This is a genomic window from Smaragdicoccus niigatensis DSM 44881 = NBRC 103563 (genome assembly GCF_000380645.1).
Classification (GTDB): Bacteria; Actinomycetota; Actinomycetes; order Mycobacteriales; family Mycobacteriaceae; genus Smaragdicoccus; species Smaragdicoccus niigatensis.
This window is the reverse complement of record NZ_AQXZ01000015.1, coordinates 185972-203599: the sequence shown is the minus strand read 5'-3', so window position 1 is coordinate 203599 and position 17628 is coordinate 185972. Positions and strand designations below refer to the sequence as shown.

The window sequence follows — 17628 nt, the reverse complement described above, 5'->3', positions numbered from 1 at the left end:
TGCACATGGGGCGGGCCACCTGCGAGCCCTCGGTACCCGCCCGCCGTGCCATCATCGTTTCATGAGCAACGAACCCATGTGGTCGCCGAGTGGGCGCGCGCCGCACATCGACTTCGGTGATGCCCTGCGCTATTCGTGGACCCGATACAAGGACAACCTCGGCCCGTGGCTGATGATCACCGCGGTGTACATCGTGGCGCAGTGGTTCGGTGGCGCCGGTGTGCAGGCGCTGATGACCCCGCAGGCCTATTCGTACACGCAGATCCTGCGCATCCTCCTGGGCATCGTGGTGTCGCTGACCCTCACCATCGCGATCGTGCACGGTGCGCTTGCCGAGGTCGATGACCGCAAGCCCACGTTCGGAGACTTCTTCGGCGTGAAGAACTGGGCGCAGACCCTCGGCACGTCGGTGTGCGTCGGCATCCTCGTCGCGGCGCCGATCAGCCTTCTCATGATCACCGCAGTGCAGATGGGTCTCCTCACGGGTGTTGCGACCAACTCGGTGGGCTCGGGCATGGCGGCGGGTGCAGTCATCGTCATCGTCGCCCTCGCGCTGTTCGTGGTGCTGACGACCCTGACCTACTTCGCCGTGTGGTTCTCGCTGGACCAGCGTCAGGGACCGATCGCGGCCATCCGGTCGAGCTTCGGCCTGGCCCGCCGGAACGTGAAGCCCGTCATCCTGATGATCCTCATCTTCCTGGGGTTCCAGATCGTCGAGCAGATCACCTTCCTGGTCGCGAGCTTGGTTCTGTTGCCGCTGACCTACCTCACCGCCGCGTACGTCTTCCGCAACCTCGCGCTCGGCCCGGTTGCCCCGATCGACGCGCAGGAACCTCCGGTCGGTGGCTACTTCCCGCCCGGCGTCCCGCAGGGTGGCGGCTTCACCGAGCCGCCGTTCCCCGCCTACCCGCCGATGGGCAACGCGACCCCGCCCGCGGGTGGCTTCACCGAGCCGCCGTACCCGCCGATCTCGAAGCCGCCGACGGAGCACTGAGCCACGGCTGAAGCTTGCTGGTCACGTAGGGGAGCACAAAGTACGTCATGATCGGCGTCAGGATGAGCGTCGTGACCAGCACCGCGAGCGGAATGGACAGCGCCGACCAACCGGGTACGTGATGCGCGACGAGGTTGAAGAGCAACGAGATCGGGAAGAACCCCAGCCAGATCCCGATGGCCTGCTTCCAGCGTGGAGGGGGAGTGGCCCCACCGGGTCGCGGGGTGTCGAACCAGCCTTCTATCCCAGTTCGCTTCTCGATTCGCGCGATCTCCACGAACTCCTCGCCGGCGCGAAGCCACTCGTGTCTCTCCGCCGACCGCTCCCATCCGGCGAGCGAGCGTTCGTCGGCGAAGCGATAGAGCATGTGCCACTCGTCGGACGCGGAGTGCGATCGCACCCAGCCAGAGCCGAGGAACCCTTCGCGCCGGTTGGCGAGGTTGACGCCGGATTGAACCCAGCGCGTCACCTCCGGCAGCCGAGTGCTGTCGACCCGGCGGGTGATGGATACGGTCACGGGCACGCGCATGGGTGGCGCGAGTGTGGCAGTCTCTTGTGGAGTCATGATTCCATGCTCCTGAGCTGCGATTACGCCTGGATTGCCGGGACGAAAACCAGGTTGTGAGCTAGACCTCGACCTCGTTCTCTTCCGGCCACACGCGGAACTCGGTGTCCTTGGGCGCCATCTCGCTGAGCCGGCCATAGTAGATGCCCCGGCCGCTCGCCGACACGATCTCCTGGTGAATCGGGACGGCCACCCGAGGTGCGACCGCACGGAGGTAGTCGACGGTCTCGCTGATCCGCATCCACGGCGCAGCCGCCGGGATCGCGAGCACATCGACCGGGAAACTCGGGACGAACAGCGAGTCGCCGGGGTGGCAGAACCGAGCCGGGTTGGTGTCGTCGCCAACGAGGTAGACGGTGTTGTCGATCACCGGGATGTCCGGGTGGATCACCGCGTGCCGACCACCGCCGGCCGTCACTTTCAGAGTGCCGAGTTCGAGTGCATTTCCGGAGTGCACAGCCTGCCAGTCACCGCCGAGAATCGCGGCCGACTGCGGGTCGGCGAGCAGCTTCGCATCCGGGTTCCCGGCCACGAGATCGGGCAATCGTGCCTGGTCACAGTGGTCTGGATGCTGGTGCGTGATGATGATGGCGTCGAGGTCGGTGAGTCCTTCGAAGCCGTGCGAGAAGTTGCCGGGATCGAACAACACCCGGGTTTCGTTGAGTTCCAGCAGCAAGCACGAGTGGCGGAAGTGCGTCAGGCGCATAACAGTCAGTCTCGCCTATCGAGATCAGCCGCACGGCGTGTCTGAGCCGCCCGTTAGACTTTGCACGGGTTAGGGCAGTTTTTGCCCATGGACACAGCGAAATCGGGAGTGGAAATGGCGCGCGTAGTCGTCGATGTGATGCCGAAGGTGGAGATTCTCGATCCCCAAGGTCAGGCCATCGTCCGTGCGCTGCCTCGCCTCGGATTCAACGGCGTCAGCGACGTCCGTCAGGGCAAGCGGTTCGAGCTCGAGGTCGACGACACCGTCTCCGACGACGAGCTCGCCGCGATCGCCGAAAGCCTGCTGTCCAACACGGTCATCGAGGAATGGAAGGTCACCCGACTGTGAGTGCACGCATTGGTGTGATCACCTTTCCCGGCACGCTTGACGACATCGATGCCGCGCGCGCTGCGCGTCTGGCCGGCGCAGCGGTCGAGCCGCTGTGGCACTCGGACGCCGATCTCAAGGGTGTCGACGCAATCATCGTCCCCGGTGGCTTCTCCTACGGCGACTACCTGCGCTGCGGTGCGATCGCACGCTTTGCGCCGGTCATGAACGAGGTCGTTCGCGCGGCTGGCCAGGGCATGCCCGTCCTCGGCATCTGCAATGGTTTCCAGATCCTCGCCGAGTCTGGCCTGCTGCCGGGTGCGCTCACCCGCAACGCCGGACTGCACTTCATCTGCCGCGACCAGTGGCTGAAGGTGGAGTCGAACAACACCGCCTGGACGTCCCGCTACGAGCCCGGTGCCGAGATCCTCGTCCCGCTGAAGTCGGGTGAGGGCCGGTACCAGGCCAGCGAAGACGAACTCGACCGCCTCGAGGGTGAAGGCCGCGTCGTCTTCCGCTACTCGGGTGACAACCCGAATGGCTCCAAGCGCGGCATCGCCGGTATCGCGTCCGAGAACGGTCGCGTGGTCGGACTCATGCCGCACCCGGAGCACGCCACCGAAGCGCTCACGGGGCCGAGCGACGACGGACTCGGCATGTTCCTGTCCGTGCTGGACTCGTTGCTGAAGGCCTGAACCCATGGCGTCGGCGGAGGGCTTGTGTGCATTCGTTGATGCCTCGCCATCGCCCTTCCATGTCTGCGAGACCGTCGCAGCGCGCCTGAGTGCTGTCGGTTTCGCGCGGCTGCAGGAAACCGACGCGTGGCCGAGCGAGTTCGGCGGCTACTACGTCATTCGCGGCGGTTCGATCGTCGCGTGGCGGATCGAAAGTGCGCCCAAGGCTTTCCGGATCGTGGGCGGGCACACCGACAGTCCGAATCTGCGGTTCAAGCAGCATCCGAACGCGCGCTCCGACGCGTGGAACATGGTGCTCCTCGAACCGTATGGCGGCGCGTGGTTGAACTCGTGGCTCGATCGGGACCTCGGTTTCTCCGGTCGGGTCGCACTCCGTGACCGTGAGGTTCTCGTCCGCGTCGACGAACCGGTCCTGCGCGTACCGCAGTTGGCGATTCATCTCTCCGACGACCGCAAGGGTGTGCAACTCGACCCGCAGCGGCACGTGAACGCGATCTGGACCGGCCGCGGCAACTTCACCGACCATCTCGCCGAGTTGGCCGGTGGTCAGATCCTCGGCTTCGAGCTGATGACTCACGACACCACGCCGAGCCGCGTGATGGGGCCGTACGTCAGCGCACCTCGCCTCGACAACCAGGGCACGTGCTACGCCGGCCTCGAAGCGCTGCTCGCGGCAGAACCCGGTGCGACGACGCAGGTCCTTGCTCTTTTCGACCACGAGGAGGTCGGGAGCACGTCCGATCGCGGTGCACAGTCCGATCTGTTGCTGACCGTCCTCGAGCGGATCGTGCTCGCTCACGGGGGAGCGCGGGAGGACTTCCTCCGGGCGATGGCAGGTTCGGTCTGTGCGTCCGGCGACATGGCCCACGCGACGCATCCGAACTACCCCGAACGGCACGAGCCGGCGCACCGGATTCAGGTGAACGGCGGCCCGGTTCTCAAGGTCAACCAGAACCTTCGCTACGCGACCGACTCGGCCGGTGCCGCTGCGTTTGTGCTCGCGTGCGAGCAGGCCAAGGTCCCACTGCAGCGGTATGTCCACCGCGCAGACCTGCCCTGCGGTTCGACGATCGGGCCGCTGACCGCCGCGCGCACCGGCTTGTCCACCGTCGATGTCGGAGCCGCGCAGTTGGCGATGCATTCGGCGCGAGAGCTCATGGGCGCCGCGGACGTCGCCATGTACAGCAACGCATTGTGCGCATTCCTCAACCCACGCAGCTGAACTTGTCGGTACCCCATGCCATCGTCGGCAGCGTCAGAAAGGAGACCAACATGACCCTCCCGTCATGGCCGGACCATCCGATGACACTTGCCGACTGGACGGCACTGCCGGAAGACGACCGGTACGTGCTGGATGTGGTTGAGGGGGTATTGAGGATGTCGCCAAGGCCGTACACGTTTCATCAGCGCGCGATCGCAAAGATCGTCGCACGTCTCAACGACCAACTTCCGGAGTCGCGGTGCGCGCTTGGCGAAGTCGAGATGGTCGTTGACGAGGCACCGCTGACGCTGCGGATTCCCGACGTCATCGTCGTATCAACCGAGCTGGCGGATACCAATCCCGCGCGGTATGCGGCGGTTGACGTCGCTCTTGCCGTTGAAGTCCACTCCGAAGGCACAGTCCGGACCGACCGAGTCATGAAATTCGCCGAGTATTCCGAAGCCGGTGTTCCGGCGTACTGGATGGTCGATCTCTCCGAGCCGACGTCGCTGATCGCGTATCACCTGGTGGGCGATCATTACGAATCTCAGGGAGAGTTCACTCACCGCGCGTCTGTGCCGCTCGGAGACTGGACGCTCGACATCGATCTCGACGGACTGACGTCCCGATGAGTTTTGTCGCCAACTAGACTCGGCTTGGCCGCCGGCCCTTTTTGTGGCACCGAAAGGACCCTCAGTGTCTGTTGACACCGTCGATCACGCAGTCTCCACGCCTGATCAGCCTCAGCCGTTCCGCGAGCTCGGTCTGAAGGACGACGAGTACGCCCGCATCAAGGAGATCCTCGGCCGCCGGCCGACGGATGCCGAGCTGGCGATGTACTCGGTCATGTGGAGCGAGCACTGCTCGTACAAGTCGTCGAAGGTGCACCTGCGGTACTTCGGTGAAACGACGACCGACGCGATGAAGGAACACATGCTCGCCGGCATCGGCGAGAACGCCGGCGTCGTCGACATCGGCGACGGCTGGGCCGTCACCTTCAAGGTCGAGAGCCACAACCACCCGTCGTACGTCGAGCCCTACCAGGGCGCTGCGACCGGTGTCGGCGGCATCGTCCGCGACATCATGGCGATGGGCGCTCGCCCGATCGCGGTCATGGACCAGCTGCGCTTCGGTGCTGCGGACCACCCGGACACCCAGCGCGTCGTCGATGGTGTCGTCCGCGGTGTCGGCGGATACGGCAACTGTCTGGGCCTGCCGAACATCGGTGGCGAGACGATCTTCGACTCGTGCTACCAGGGCAACCCGCTGGTCAACGCGCTGTGCGCCGGAGTGATGCGGGTCGAGGATCTGCACCTGGCGAACGCCCGCGGTGCCGGCAACAAGATCATCCTGTTCGGTGCGCGCACCGGCCTCGACGGCATCGGTGGTGTTTCGGTGCTCGCGTCGGACACGTTCTCGGGTGACGAGCAGGGCGCGGGCCGTAAGAAGCTTCCGTCCGTGCAGGTCGGCGACCCGTTCACCGAGAAGGTGCTCATCGAGTGCTGCCTCGAGCTCTACCACGCGGGCCTCGTCGAGGGCATCCAGGACCTCGGCGGTGCCGGACTGTCCTGCGCCACCTCCGAACTCGCGGCTGCCGGGGACGGCGGCATGCACATCGCGCTCGACCAAGTGCCGCTGCGCGCCACCGGCATGACTCCGGCCGAGGTGCTCTCCAGCGAATCGCAGGAGCGCATGTGCGGTGTGGTGAAGCCGGAGAACGTCGACGCGTTCATGGCGGTGTGCCGCAAGTGGGACGTTCTGGCGAAGGTCATTGGTGAGGTCACCGAAGGTGATCGTCTCCTCATCACGTGGAACGGCGAGACCGTCGTCGACGTGCCGCCGCGCACGGTCGCGCACGAGGGCCCGGTGTACAACCGCCCGATCGAGCGCCCGGAGTGGCAGGACGCCCTCAACGCCGATACTCCGGACAACCTCAAGCGCCCACAGACTGCGGAAGAGCTGAAGTCGACGCTGCTCATGATGCTGGGCAGTCCGGCACTGTGCAGCCGCCGCTGGATCACCGAGCAGTACGACCGCTACGTCCGCGGAAACACGATCCTGTCCGAGCACGCCGACGCCGGCATGATCCGCATCGACGAGGAGACCGGCCGCGGTATCTCGCTCGCCACCGACTGCTCGGGCCGCTACACCAAGCTCGACCCGTACACCGGCGCGAAGCTCGCGCTGGCTGAGGCCTACCGCAGTGTGGCCACCACCGGTGCTGTGCCCAAGGCCGTCACCAACTGCCTGAACTTCGGTTCGCCGGAGGACCCGAACGTCATGTGGCAGTTCCAGCAGGCCGTTCGCGGTCTTGCGGACGGCTGCGCGGAACTGGGCATCCCGGTCACCGGTGGAAACGTCAGTTTCTACAACCAGACCGGCAGCACCGCGATCCACCCGACGCCCGTCGTCGGTGTGCTGGGTGTCATCGACGACGTCAGCCGCCGAACGCCGACCGGCGTCGGTCGTGAAGAGGGCGAGACCCTTTACCTCCTCGGCGTGACCCGCGACGAGTTCGGCGGATCGATCTGGACTCAGGTCGAGCACGACCACCTCGGTGGACTGCCGCCGCAGGTAGACCTTGCGCACGAGAAGTTGCTCGCCGAGATTCTCGTCGCGGCTTCGCGTGACGGACTTCTGAGCGCGGCACACGACGTTTCCGAGGGCGGTCTCATCCAGACCATCGTCGAGGCCGCGATCGCCGGCGAAGTCGGCTGCCGCATCCTGCTTCCCGAGGGCAGCGACCCATTCGTGCAGCTGTTCTCGGAGTCGGCCGGCCGTGTGCTCGTCGCCGTTCCGCGCACCGAGGAGTCGCGTTTCGTCGCCATGTGCGAGGCGCGTCAGATGCCGTTCACCCGAATCGGCGTCGTCGATCAGGGGTCGGATTCGGTCGAGGTGCAGGGCCAGTTCACGATCACGCTCGACGAACTGCGTTCGACGTGGGAGTCGACCCTTCCGACCTTGTTCGGTGTCGCCGAAGGTTAAGGTCACCCCCGAGCAGCTGCGCCAAGCGGTCAGCGCCGTCGGGGAGTGGTTACGCGGCGGCGTCGAGCCGCCGCGTGCCGAGGTCGCGGCGGCGGTCCGTGCTTCCGCGCGGTATCTGTCGCAGATCGCCCCTGGCCATAGCGTCGAACTTCGCATTCCGCCATACGTCGCCGTGCAGTGCATCGAGGGACCGCGCCATACCCGCGGAACCCCGCCGAACATCTTCGAGTCGTCGCCTCGCGCATGGCTCGAGCTGGTGATCGGAGTGCCCGTCTCCGAAGAGCCGCAGCTGTCCGGCCACCGCGCACCCGAAATACTCGGCTACCTACCGCTGGTTCGTCTGCTCTGACTGGCATGATTTCGCTATGTCTGCCCCAATCGTCGCCGCCGATCGTGAACCCGAACGGGCAGAAACGATTCTGGACGTCTTCAACGATGCCTTCGGTGAGCTGCTCGCAAACGACGCCGCTGCATTCCGCGTCAAGTTCCGGAAGATGGCGGCCTCACCGTTCGCCTTCTATCGCGGAACGGCGGGGTTGTTCTACTCGGACGTCACCTCCGCGCCCTACGACTCCTATGGCAATGGCTACCTAAATGATCAGACGAGCCGAGTGTGGATTCACGGTGATCTGCACGCCGAGAACTTCGGCACGTACCTCAACTCCGAAGGCCGGCTGGTCTTCAACGTCAATGACTTCGACGAGGCGTACGTGGGTGCGTTCACCTGGGACGTCCAGCGTCTCGCGGCCAGCATTGCCCTAGTCGGATACGCGAAAGCGTTGTCAGACAAGACGATCAGCGATCTTGTCACCGCATTCGCGGCGGCCTACCGCAGCCAGATCGGCGATATCGCGAGGGCGGGCGGCGGGGCCGAATTCACCCTCGACACCGCATCCGGGCCGATTCTGGACACGCTGCACCAATCCCGCCTCTTGACGCGAGTGGCGTTGCTCGACAGCCAAACGGTCGTCGAGTCATACGATCGCCACTTCCGCATCGGTGGCGGCGTGATCCAGCTCGATGAGTCCACGAAAGCCGAAGTACTCGCCAGCTTCGAGGACTACCTGACCACGCTGCCCTCCACCACGAGAGCCCGACCGGGAGCACTGCGAGTCAAGGACGTGGTCGGCCGTCGCGGGGTCGGCATCGGAAGTGCCGGCTTGCCGTCGTACAACCTCCTGCTCGAGGGATTTACGGACGCGCTGGAAAACGACGTCATCATCTATATGAAGCAGGGCCAGACGCCAGCGGTCAGCAAACACATCACCGACCCCGCAATACGCAACTACTTCGAGCACGAGGGCCAGCGAACGGTGATCTCGCAGCGAGCGTTGCAGGCGCACGCCGATCCGTGGCTCGGATATGCCGTCCTTCGCGGCCAGGGCCAGTTGATCGCGGAAGTGTCGCCCTACGCGAACGACCTCGACTGGACGGACGTGAACGAACCCGACGACCTGACGGCCGTCATCGAATGCCTGGGCCGAGCCACCGCGACCATGCATTCTGCGGCGGACGTGTCGTCAAGCGGTCAGAGCCTCGTCCCGTTCTCGACTGAGGCTGCAATCGACCAGGCAATCGCAACCGATGAAGACGGCTTCGCGAAGATGCTGGTCACCTTCGCGCACGACTACGGTGCCCGGGCTCGGCAGGACCATCAGATCTTCGTCGACCTTTTCCGAAACGGTGAAATCCCGGGGCTATAGCGATGCGACTTCCCGAGCCTGCCCTGATTGTGCTGATCGGGCCTTCGGGTGCCGGAAAGTCGACGTGGGCGGCCGGTAGGTACCGCGCGCAGGAGATCGTGTCGTCCGATGGTCTGCGTGGCGTTGTCGGGAGTGGCCCGAACGATCTGGACGCGAGCATCGACGCGTTCGCATTGCTCGAATCGATTGTCGACGCGCGTCTCGGGCGAGGGCTGACGACGGTCGTCGACACCCTCGGGCTGGACGCGGGACGTCGCCGCCGGTGGCTCGACGTTGCGTCCCGCGCAGGCCTCGCGACCGTCGCGGTCCTGTTCGACACTCCCGCCGAAGAGTGCCGTCGGCGCAACGCGGCGCGTGATCGGCCGGTGCCGGCGCGGGTTCTCGCCGATCAGATCAAACGTCACCGCGGAATCCGGTCGGACATCGAGGCCGAGGGTTGGGGCCTCGTCGTGAGGCTCGACCAGGAGTCGGCGGCACCGGTTCCCAGGATCGAAGCTGCGGGCCCGGATCCCGACAGACGGGGATCGCATGGGCTGCGGGTCTTCCTGCAGGTCTCCAGGTTTCCCTGGGGCGCGGAGCCGATAGCGTGGCTGCGCGATGTTGCGGTCGCTGCCGATGAGGCAGGTTTCGCCGGTCTGGCCGTGATGGACCACCTGATTCAGATTCCGCAGGTGGGCCGAGCGTGGGACCCGATCCCGGAGCCGTGGGTCGCGCTGGGTGCGCTTGCCGCGCTGAACACCGGGCTGCAGTTGGGCACGTTGTGCACCCCCGTGACGTTCCGGCCACCAGGAATCACGGCGAAGGCCGCGGCCACGTTGTCGGCGCTCACGGGTGGTCGTTCGTTCCTCGGAGTCGGCGCCGGCTGGTGGGCGCGCGAACACGCGGTATTCGGATTGTCGTTTCCCGGCCCGCGTGAGCGTCTGGACGAACTTGAACGAGGGATCGTCACGATGAAGGCGCTGTTCGCGCCCGGGACCAAGGCGTTCTCCGGTGACGGCGTGGAACTGCCCGAAACGACGTGTTACCCGAGGCCTGGGGGAGCGATCCCGATCATCGTCGGTGGCAACGGAAACCGAACGCTCCAGATTGCGGCTCGACATGGCGACGCGTGCAATCTGACGACGTCGGACCCGGATCGCGTTCTGGAGCGACTCGCGGTCCTGCGGCGCTACGGGGATCCGAAGGTGACGGTCCTCGACACCACGGTTGTGGGGCGCGACCGCGACGACGTGTGGGCGCGCGTCGAGAAGCACCGTGGGCGGATACCTGCGGCGGCATTCGCCAAACGCTCGAACGCCGGGACCGTGGACGAACATCGACACCGGTTTGCCGAACTGGCCGAACTCGGGGTTTCCGACGTGTTCGTGGCGACGCCGGATCTCGGCGGTGCGGAGGCGGTTGCAGACTTGGCTGGCCTCACCGCCTGACGATCAGGCCATGCACCGCTGGTTACGCGCGGTGTCTGGAGCCCGCCTTGGCCTTGTCCTGTGCCTTGGCCTTGGCCTTTTCGACGTGGGCTTCCTTGATCTGCTCGAGGTCGATGCCTCCGGGTTCCCGGGACAGACCCTTGCGGTCGTAGAAGGTGGTGACGACGGTGCCGAGTACGAGGCCGATACCCAGGCCGATCGCGGTCATCCAGAACGACCGGCCGAGTCCGGCGTCAGCGTGGCCGTTGAAGTAGAGGATCGACCGGCAGCCGAGGTAGACCTGCCGCATCGGTTCGAACTGCGAAAGCCACTCGTACACCTTGGGAGTCGCCTGGATCGGCAGCGTGCCGCCCGCGGACGGCACCCCGAGGATGACGAAGAAGGCGATGTTCACGAGCAGACCCATCGTTCCGATGGTCGCCAGGATCGACGTTGCGGTGACACCCACGGCGAAGATCGCGAATGCGCCATAGAGGAACAGCAGGAGCGGTTTGTCGAGCGGGGCGCCGAGCAGTTTCGCGACCCCAAGATAGATACCGGAGACGGTTGGCGCCATCAGCGCGATGATGCCCCACTTCACGAGCAGGGTCTTGAATCGAGAGATGCCGACGCGATCGGAGTGCACGAACAGCGGTCCGAACTCGGTCGGTGCGAAGCCGAATCGGGAGTCCACAAGGCCGTGGATGATCATCGAACCGGTGAATCCGGCGAGCAGGAGAAGCATCGCGTAGTAGAACGCGGACAGGCCATTTCCGGTCCCCGGTGGCATCGGGCCGTTGAACGGCACGCGTGTCGTGTCGACGGGGTTCGCGAGGGCCACGAAGCTGGCGCCCGGGATCGGCGCGCCCGGTGCCGCCGCGAGGACCTTGGCGGTCAACTCCTTGCCGGCCGCCTTGTTGACCTCCGCGAGGATGCGGTCGCCCATTGTGTTGACGATTCCGGCGGCGAAGGCGCCGAGGCGGGGATTGGTGTAGATGGTGATGAGCGGGCGCTCGATGTTCTCCGCGGGGACCACCGCGGACTGTCCGAGGACCGTCATCCGCTTACTGAAGTCGCTCGGGATGACGATGGCGCCATACAGGTCGCCGTTGCGGAACTGGCGCTGCATCTCGTTCGCCTGAATTCGGCGAACGTCGAATTGCTTGTGGTCGATCTTCGCGTCGATCTGATCGACGATGGTTTGGCCGAGGTTTCCCGACGCGGGATCACCGTCATCCTGGTTCACGATCGCGACGGAAAAGTCGTGCAGATTCTTCTGCGGATCGAGCACGCTGCCCAGGTACATGAACGCCAACAAGGTCATCAGCAAACTCACGATGATGATCGGCGGAATGACCATCCGGCGAACGCTGGCACGGGTCGGCGAGACCTCTGTCATAGCCCGGACGCTAGCAGCCACCGCCTTTCGGCTAAGGAGTATTCGGCGTTCCCGACTAGAATGAAGATAGCCCGCCAGCCACAAAGAGGGAGCGCGCCCGGTGACCTGCAAGGATCCTGTATTCGAGCGGTTTGGCATAGCTGCATGACCGAGGTACCCCAGATGGACCAAGACCCTCGTGAAGAGTGTGGCGTGTTCGGAGTTTGGGCTCCAGGCGAAGACGTGGCGAAACTCACTTATTACGGTCTGTACGCGTTGCAGCATCGTGGCCAGGAGGCCGCGGGAATCGCTGTCGCAGACGGCTCGCAAATGTTTGTCTTCAAGGATCTGGGGCTCGTCAGCCAGGTTTTCGATGAGCGCACCCTGGCCGCCATGCCGGGTCACGTCGCCGTCGGTCACTGCCGCTACTCGACCACCGGTTCGACCACTTGGGAGAACGCCCAGCCGGTCTTCCACACCACCGCCGTCGGTTCGGGCCTCGCGCTCGGCCACAACGGCAACCTCGTCAACACCGTCGAGCTGATGCGCAAGGCGCAGGAAGCCGGCATAACCGACGATCCGCGTGCCATCGCCTCGACCACCGACTCCGACATCCTCGGTGCCCTCCTGGCAAACGCTGCCGCCGATCGCACGATCGAAGAAGCGGCAATGGAACTGCTTCCGACGCTGCGCGGTGCCTTCTGCCTCGCCTTCATGGACGAGCAGACCCTCTACGCCGCGCGCGACCCGTGGGGCATTCGCCCGCTGTGCCTCGGTCGTCTCGACCGCGGCTGGGTCGTCGCCAGCGAGACCTCGGCCCTCGACATCGTGGGCGCCTCCTTTGTCCGCGACATCGAGCCGGGTGAACTGCTCGCGATCGATGCCGACGGTGTCCGCTCGAGCCGCTTCGCCGCTCCGGAGCCCAAGGGTTGCGTCTTCGAGTACGTCTACCTGGCGCGTCCCGACTCCGTCATCGCGGGTCGCTCGGTCCATGCGGCTCGCGTCGAGATCGGCCGCCGCCTCGCCAAGGAGCACCCGGCGGACGGCGATCTCGTCATCCCGGTTCCGGAGTCCGGCACCCCGGCGGCCATCGGTTTCGCACAGGGTTCGGGTATTCCGTACGGCCAGGGCCTCACCAAGAACGCCTACGTCGGCCGCACCTTCATCCAGCCGTCGCAGACGATTCGCCAGCTCGGTATTCGCCTCAAGCTCAACCCGTTGCGCGAGGTCATCCGCGGTAAGCGCCTCGTCGTCGTCGACGACTCAATCGTTCGCGGCAACACCCAGCGCGCGCTCATCCGCATGTTGCGGGAAGCCGGCGCACTCGAGATTCACGTTCGAATCGCGTCGCCGCCGGTCAAGTGGCCGTGCTTCTACGGCATCGACTTTGCGTCGCCGGCCGAGCTGATCGCCAACAACAACGGCGGCACGCGCGGGGGAGAATCCGTCGAGGACATGCTCGAAGGAGTTCGCCGCTCGATCGGCGCGGACTCGCTCGGCTACATCTCGACCGAGGGCATGATCGCGGCATCGGAGCAACCGGCCTCGCGCCTGTGCACCGCGTGCTTCGATGGCAAGTACCCGATCGCACTGCCGTCGGACGCCATCGGCAAGAACATCCTCGAAACGGCCTTGGTGTCGACCGAAACCCGGGTGCACAAGAACGACAACGCTTCGGCTCTCAGTCGCCCATAATCGGCCGGGCCATGCGTTGCGGTAGCCTTTAACCCGCAATCCGGGCACAACCATGCCCGGCCAGCGCCACAAATCATCTGGAGCAGACAACCACATGTCCAAGGGAACCGAGGGCGCCTCGTACGCCGCTGCCGGTGTCGACATCGAAGCGGGCGATCGCGCGGTCGAACTTTATGCACCGCTTGCAAAGCGGGCCAGCCGACCCGAGGTTCGCGGTGGCTTGGGTGGTTTCGCCGGCTTGTTCGCGCTGAAGAAGTACAAGGAACCGCTGCTCGCGGCCTCGACCGACGGCGTCGGCACGAAGATCGTCATCGCGCAGGCTCTCGACAAGCACGACACCATCGGCCTGGACCTCGTCGCGATGGTTGTCGACGACCTCGTCGTGTGCGGTGCTGAGCCGCTGTTCCTGCAGGACTACATCGCCGTCGGCAAGGTCGTGCCGGAGCGCATGGCCGCGATCGTCGGCGGGATCGCCGATGGCTGCATCAAGGCTGGTTGTGCCCTCCTCGGCGGCGAGACCGCGGAGCACCCAGGTGTCATGGCGGCGGACGACTACGACGTCTCGGCGACCGGTGTCGGTGTCGTTGAAGCCGACTCCGTGCTGGGCCCGGACCGGGTCCGCCCGGGTGACGTCGTCATCGCGATGGCGTCGTCGGGTCTGCACTCCAACGGCTACAGCCTCGCCCGCAAGATCCTCCTCGACATCGACCGCATGTCGCTGACCGGCCACATCGAGGAATTCGGTCGCACGCTCGGGGAAGAGCTTCTCGAGCCGACGATCATCTACTCAAAGGACTGCCTCGCGCTCATCGCCGAGACCGAGGTTCGCACCTTCGCGCACGTCACCGGTGGCGGACTCGCGGCCAACCTGGCCCGCGTCATGCCGAACGGCCTCGTTGCCGAACTCGACCGTGGGACGTGGGCGCCGGCTCCGGTGTTCCGCATGATCGGCCAGCGTGGCCGCGTCGAGCGCGCCGAGATGGAGAAGACGTTCAACATGGGCGTCGGAATGGTCGCCATCGTCGCACCCGAGGACGTCGACCGCGCCCTCGCTGTACTCACGGCCCGGCACATCTCGGCCTGGACGCTCGGCACTGTCCGCAAGGCCGCAGACGCTGGCGAGCGGGCGATCATGGTCGGGGAGCACCCGCGCTTCTGAACGTGGCACAGACATACGAAGATGGGGCCGACCCGCAGTCGGCCCCATCTTTCGTTTATCAAGCTAGGTTGTCAATGACGCCAATTGCCGTAGTCGTCATCGTCTGCGTCGTCCCACTGATCTTTGGGCTCATCCGCGAGGACGGACTTGTGCTGCGAGTTGGTTCCACCAGACAACTCCTGTTGGAGGCGGGTGAAGTCTGTGCTCGGTGAGCTGTACTTCAGCTCGCGTGCAACCTTGGTTTGCTTAGCTTTAGCCCGGCCGCGGCCCATGGCTAACCCCCTCGCGCTTTTGCGGGGCGGCGCCAGGGGTGTTCGGCGGCCCCGTTGATTGTTTATTGTCCTGCCACACACTCTAGCGTGTTCATGACGCTATCGCCGCCACGGATGGCGCACACAACATCGTTGTCGGCGTTTTGACTCGACGCGCGTCAGGATTCGCGGGCGAGATGCCTCTCGACCTTCTCACGAATCCCGTCGCTGAGAGTCGGTTCTTCAGCCAGGAGCCGCTCGAGTCGATCGACGTTAAGCCCATGGAAGACATCACGATTCGTGGCACCGTGCGCTGGGACGTGCACGAGCGTGACCGCATCGCCAGCGGTGATCGGGCCTTCTTTGACGACTCGGAGGTACGTTCCCGTGTCCCCGCGGTCGGAGAATCGCTTCACCCAGTTGTCTTCGCCGGTGAACATCTGGAAGGCCGAGCAGGGCGTGCGCGGACCGACGACTTCGAGTACGGAACCGCCCACGGCCCACCGTGAGCCGATCACGGCATCGCTGCACGCGACACCCTCCATGCGGAGGTTCTCGCCAAACGAACCCGGCAGCATGTCCCGACGGAGTTCGTCCTGCCAACGGCGGGCGTCTTCCTCGGCATAGGCGTAAACCGCCTTGTCGACGCCGCCATGCACGTGGGTGTTGCATTGATGGTCGCCGTCGAGCCCGAGCGAGCGGGCGATGACCGGGCCGTCAACCGGACGTTTGTCGATAGCCGACTTGCCGGCCTTGCCGGGCGCGGGGATGTCTTTGTGGACCAGGCAGACGGCGAGAATTCGTCCCGTCATCTGCCGCGCAGCCTCTCGATCGCGGCGCGACCAGGCTGGACCCGATCGTCGTCGTGGTAGCTGTCGGCGTCGATCGCGGCGGCGGTCGTTCCGATGGTCAATGCCGTATCTGCAGGCACGTTGCGCTTGATCAGCGCGAGCGCGATCGGACCGTATTCGAAGTGATCGACGACGGTGCCCACGCGACCGACGACCCGCCCCGCAGCGGTGACCGCGTCACCGGTGGCGGGACGTTCGTCGCTCGATCCATCGAGGTGCAGCAGGACGAGCCGACGCGGCGGCTTGCCAAGGTTGTGGACCCGCGCGACCGTCTCCTGACCGCGGTAGCAGCCCTTGTTGAGGTGAACCGCACCGAGTTCGTCAACACCGCCGATCCAGTTCGCTTCGTGCGGGATGGTCTTCTCGTCGGTGTCGACGCCGAGGCGGGCCTTGAGGGCCGCCACTCGGAAGGCCTCGTAGGTCCACATGCCGGCGGGGGAGAGGTGCAGCTCGCGCCAGACGTCTTCGAGGTTTGCACGTGGGATGACGACGTCATACGCCGGATTGGTGGGCCACGGCATCATCCGGATGAATCCGCCCGCGAATTTCGTCGCCTCGTACGGACGATGCAGGATCTCCGGCAGCTTGACCGGGCCGACGAGACTCAGCAGCACGTAGTCCTCAGCGGCCGAAACCTCGACCTTCGCCCAGAACACCATCCGCTGCAGGTACTTGAGTAGGTCCGGCCCGCGCGACCCCTCGGTGTCGATCCATACCGTCTCGCCGATGTCGGTCAGAACGAAGTGGTGCTCGACGCGGCCGTTGACGTCGAGGATCAGGTTCTCGGCCGACTCGCCATTGCCGAGGCCGGTGACCAGCTGGCTGCTGATGGTGTTGAGCCAACTCAGCCGCTCCGGACCCGTGATCGTGATCAGGAACCGGTTCGAACGGTCGATCACCGCGCCATTTGCCAGCGCGTTCCGCTGTTCAGTGAGTGGATCGCCGTAGTGCCAGGCGACAGTGCTGTCGGGTGAATCGGGTAAACCGAGGACAGCGCCCGGCTTCTTCGACAGCTCTAGCGGTGATTCGGCCACGATTTCAGTGTAGTGACGGGCCGTGCGTGCCTCTTATCGGCTCTGTAGGGCGTCAAGAGCCACGGCCATGGATGCGGCGACCCGGAAGTCCAGACGCGGGTCCTGGACGGTGATCGTGTAGCGGTCGCGGATCGCCTTCTGCCGTTCGCTCGTCATCACCGGCTGACCCGTCGTGGTGTCGGCGAAGTCGAAGTGAAACACGAACGGGACCCAGATGTCGCCGAGGTAGGGGATGAGATCCCAGATGCGGCGGAGGATGGCGATGAACAGGCGGCGTTCCTGGCCGCGGGCCTGCAGGTTCGGCGAGGCCATCGTCCAGGTCGACCGGAGCAGGCTGGCACCGAATTCCTTCTTGAACCAACCGATCGGCTGGCCGTTCTCGTCGTACACGTCATGTTCGGCATGCACGTCGAGGCGCTGCCGGGCCCGGAATGAGAACACTCGTCGCGTCTTCGACTCGTCGGCGAAGAAGTTGATCTCCTCGCGCAGCTTCATGCGCTTCTGCTCGGCGAACGCCCACAGCGGACCCTCGGTGCCGTCTGGATTCGCCGCGTGGACCTCGTAGCGATTCACCATGAGGGTGATGCGCTGGCGAATGAAGAACTTCGGCACGTACATCGGCTGGGTCATGAACCCCAGTGTGCCGAAACTTTGCCAACACATAGCCCGACCGCGAAA

At 65.2% G+C, this 17628-nt stretch carries 18 protein-coding genes; 11 read left to right on the top strand and 7 right to left on the bottom strand.

Annotated features, from left to right (window positions below; genetic code table 11):
• The first annotated feature begins 61 nt into the window (after window positions 1-61).
• Window positions 62-994 carry a DUF2189 domain-containing protein gene (locus F600_RS0109560; protein WP_018160388.1) on the top strand — a complete coding sequence of 311 codons (933 nt, stop codon included), beginning with the start codon at window positions 62-64 and terminating at the stop codon, window positions 992-994.
• Here F600_RS0109560 and F600_RS27630 read toward each other — a convergent pair.
• Together F600_RS27630 and F600_RS0109550 are read right to left on the bottom strand one after the other, a co-directional pair.
• On the bottom strand, window positions 945-1559 hold the full coding sequence (locus F600_RS27630; RefSeq protein ID WP_081628786.1) for an antibiotic biosynthesis monooxygenase: 615 nt from the start codon (window positions 1557-1559) through the stop codon (window positions 945-947). The genes F600_RS0109560 and F600_RS27630 overlap by 50 nt on opposite strands.
• A gap of 61 nt (window positions 1560-1620) precedes the next feature.
• Window positions 1621-2265, bottom strand: coding sequence for an MBL fold metallo-hydrolase (locus F600_RS0109550; protein ID WP_018160386.1), 645 nt, complete (start codon window positions 2263-2265; stop codon window positions 1621-1623).
• A 114-nt stretch (window positions 2266-2379) separates the two neighbouring features.
• Between F600_RS0109550 and purS the strand changes: the two genes are divergently transcribed.
• The 8 genes from purS to F600_RS30275 all read left to right on the top strand — a co-directional run bounded on the left by purS (window position 2380) and on the right by F600_RS30275 (window position 10603).
• Window positions 2380-2613 (top strand): phosphoribosylformylglycinamidine synthase subunit PurS, encoded by a 234-nt coding sequence (gene purS / locus F600_RS0109545; protein WP_026306349.1) that lies wholly within the window; start codon window positions 2380-2382, stop codon window positions 2611-2613.
• Window positions 2610-3287, top strand: a complete 678-nt coding sequence (gene purQ, locus F600_RS0109540; protein ID WP_018160384.1) for a phosphoribosylformylglycinamidine synthase subunit PurQ — start codon at window positions 2610-2612, stop codon at window positions 3285-3287. Before purS ends, purQ begins: the two co-directional genes overlap by 4 nt.
• 4 nt (window positions 3288-3291) lie before the next feature.
• Window positions 3292-4509 carry a M18 family aminopeptidase gene (locus F600_RS0109535; protein WP_018160383.1) on the top strand — a complete coding sequence of 406 codons (1218 nt, stop codon included), beginning with the start codon at window positions 3292-3294 and terminating at the stop codon, window positions 4507-4509.
• A 50-nt stretch (window positions 4510-4559) separates the two neighbouring features.
• A complete protein-coding gene (locus tag F600_RS0109530) occupies window positions 4560-5120 on the top strand; it encodes a Uma2 family endonuclease (protein ID WP_026306348.1) in 561 nt (186 codons plus the stop codon).
• A 64-nt stretch (window positions 5121-5184) separates the two neighbouring features.
• Entirely contained in the window at window positions 5185-7473 is a 2289-nt protein-coding gene (gene purL / locus F600_RS27625) for a phosphoribosylformylglycinamidine synthase subunit PurL (RefSeq protein WP_040630945.1), read from the top strand.
• Entirely contained in the window at window positions 7457-7822 is a 366-nt protein-coding gene (locus F600_RS0109520) for a sterol carrier family protein (RefSeq protein ID WP_018160380.1), read from the top strand. The genes purL and F600_RS0109520 overlap by 17 nt, the downstream gene beginning before the upstream one ends.
• A 16-nt stretch (window positions 7823-7838) precedes the next feature.
• Window positions 7839-9176, top strand: a complete 1338-nt coding sequence (locus F600_RS0109515; RefSeq protein ID WP_018160379.1) for a DUF2252 domain-containing protein — start codon at window positions 7839-7841, stop codon at window positions 9174-9176.
• A gap of 2 nt (window positions 9177-9178) precedes the next feature.
• Window positions 9179-10603, top strand: a complete 1425-nt coding sequence (locus tag F600_RS30275) for an LLM class flavin-dependent oxidoreductase (protein ID WP_018160378.1) — start codon at window positions 9179-9181, stop codon at window positions 10601-10603.
• Between the two features lie 22 nt (window positions 10604-10625).
• On the opposite strand, the gene F600_RS27615 is transcribed toward F600_RS30275, so the two are convergent.
• The gene (locus F600_RS27615; RefSeq protein ID WP_245541508.1) at window positions 10626-11981 is read right to left on the bottom strand and encodes a YhgE/Pip domain-containing protein; all 1356 of its coding nucleotides are present in this window, start codon (window positions 11979-11981) and stop codon (window positions 10626-10628) included.
• A gap of 144 nt (window positions 11982-12125) precedes the next feature.
• On the opposite strand from F600_RS27615, the gene purF reads away from it, so the two are divergent.
• The gene (purF, locus tag F600_RS0109500; protein ID WP_018160376.1) at window positions 12126-13655 is read left to right on the top strand and encodes an amidophosphoribosyltransferase; all 1530 of its coding nucleotides are present in this window, start codon (window positions 12126-12128) and stop codon (window positions 13653-13655) included.
• A gap of 94 nt (window positions 13656-13749) precedes the next feature.
• On the top strand, window positions 13750-14814 hold the full coding sequence (gene purM / locus F600_RS0109495) for a phosphoribosylformylglycinamidine cyclo-ligase (RefSeq protein ID WP_018160375.1): 1065 nt from the start codon (window positions 13750-13752) through the stop codon (window positions 14812-14814).
• A 71-nt stretch (window positions 14815-14885) separates the two neighbouring features.
• Here purM and F600_RS0109490 read toward each other — a convergent pair whose 3' ends face one another.
• The 4 genes from F600_RS0109490 to F600_RS0109475 form a co-directional block, all read right to left on the bottom strand.
• Complete coding sequence (locus tag F600_RS0109490; protein ID WP_018160374.1) at window positions 14886-15086, bottom strand: DUF3073 domain-containing protein; 201 nt, start codon at window positions 15084-15086, stop codon at window positions 14886-14888.
• 158 nt (window positions 15087-15244) lie between these two features.
• Window positions 15245-15877, bottom strand: a complete 633-nt coding sequence (locus F600_RS0109485) for an MOSC domain-containing protein (protein ID WP_018160373.1) — start codon at window positions 15875-15877, stop codon at window positions 15245-15247.
• Window positions 15874-16950 carry a CAF17-like 4Fe-4S cluster assembly/insertion protein YgfZ gene (gene ygfZ / locus F600_RS0109480; RefSeq protein ID WP_018160372.1) on the bottom strand — a complete coding sequence of 359 codons (1077 nt, stop codon included), beginning with the start codon at window positions 16948-16950 and terminating at the stop codon, window positions 15874-15876. Before ygfZ ends, F600_RS0109485 begins: the two co-directional genes overlap by 4 nt.
• Window positions 16951-16983: 33 nt before the next feature.
• Window positions 16984-17580, bottom strand: a complete 597-nt coding sequence (locus F600_RS0109475; RefSeq protein ID WP_018160371.1) for an LURP-one-related family protein — start codon at window positions 17578-17580, stop codon at window positions 16984-16986.
• Between the last annotated feature and the right edge of the window lie 48 nt (window positions 17581-17628).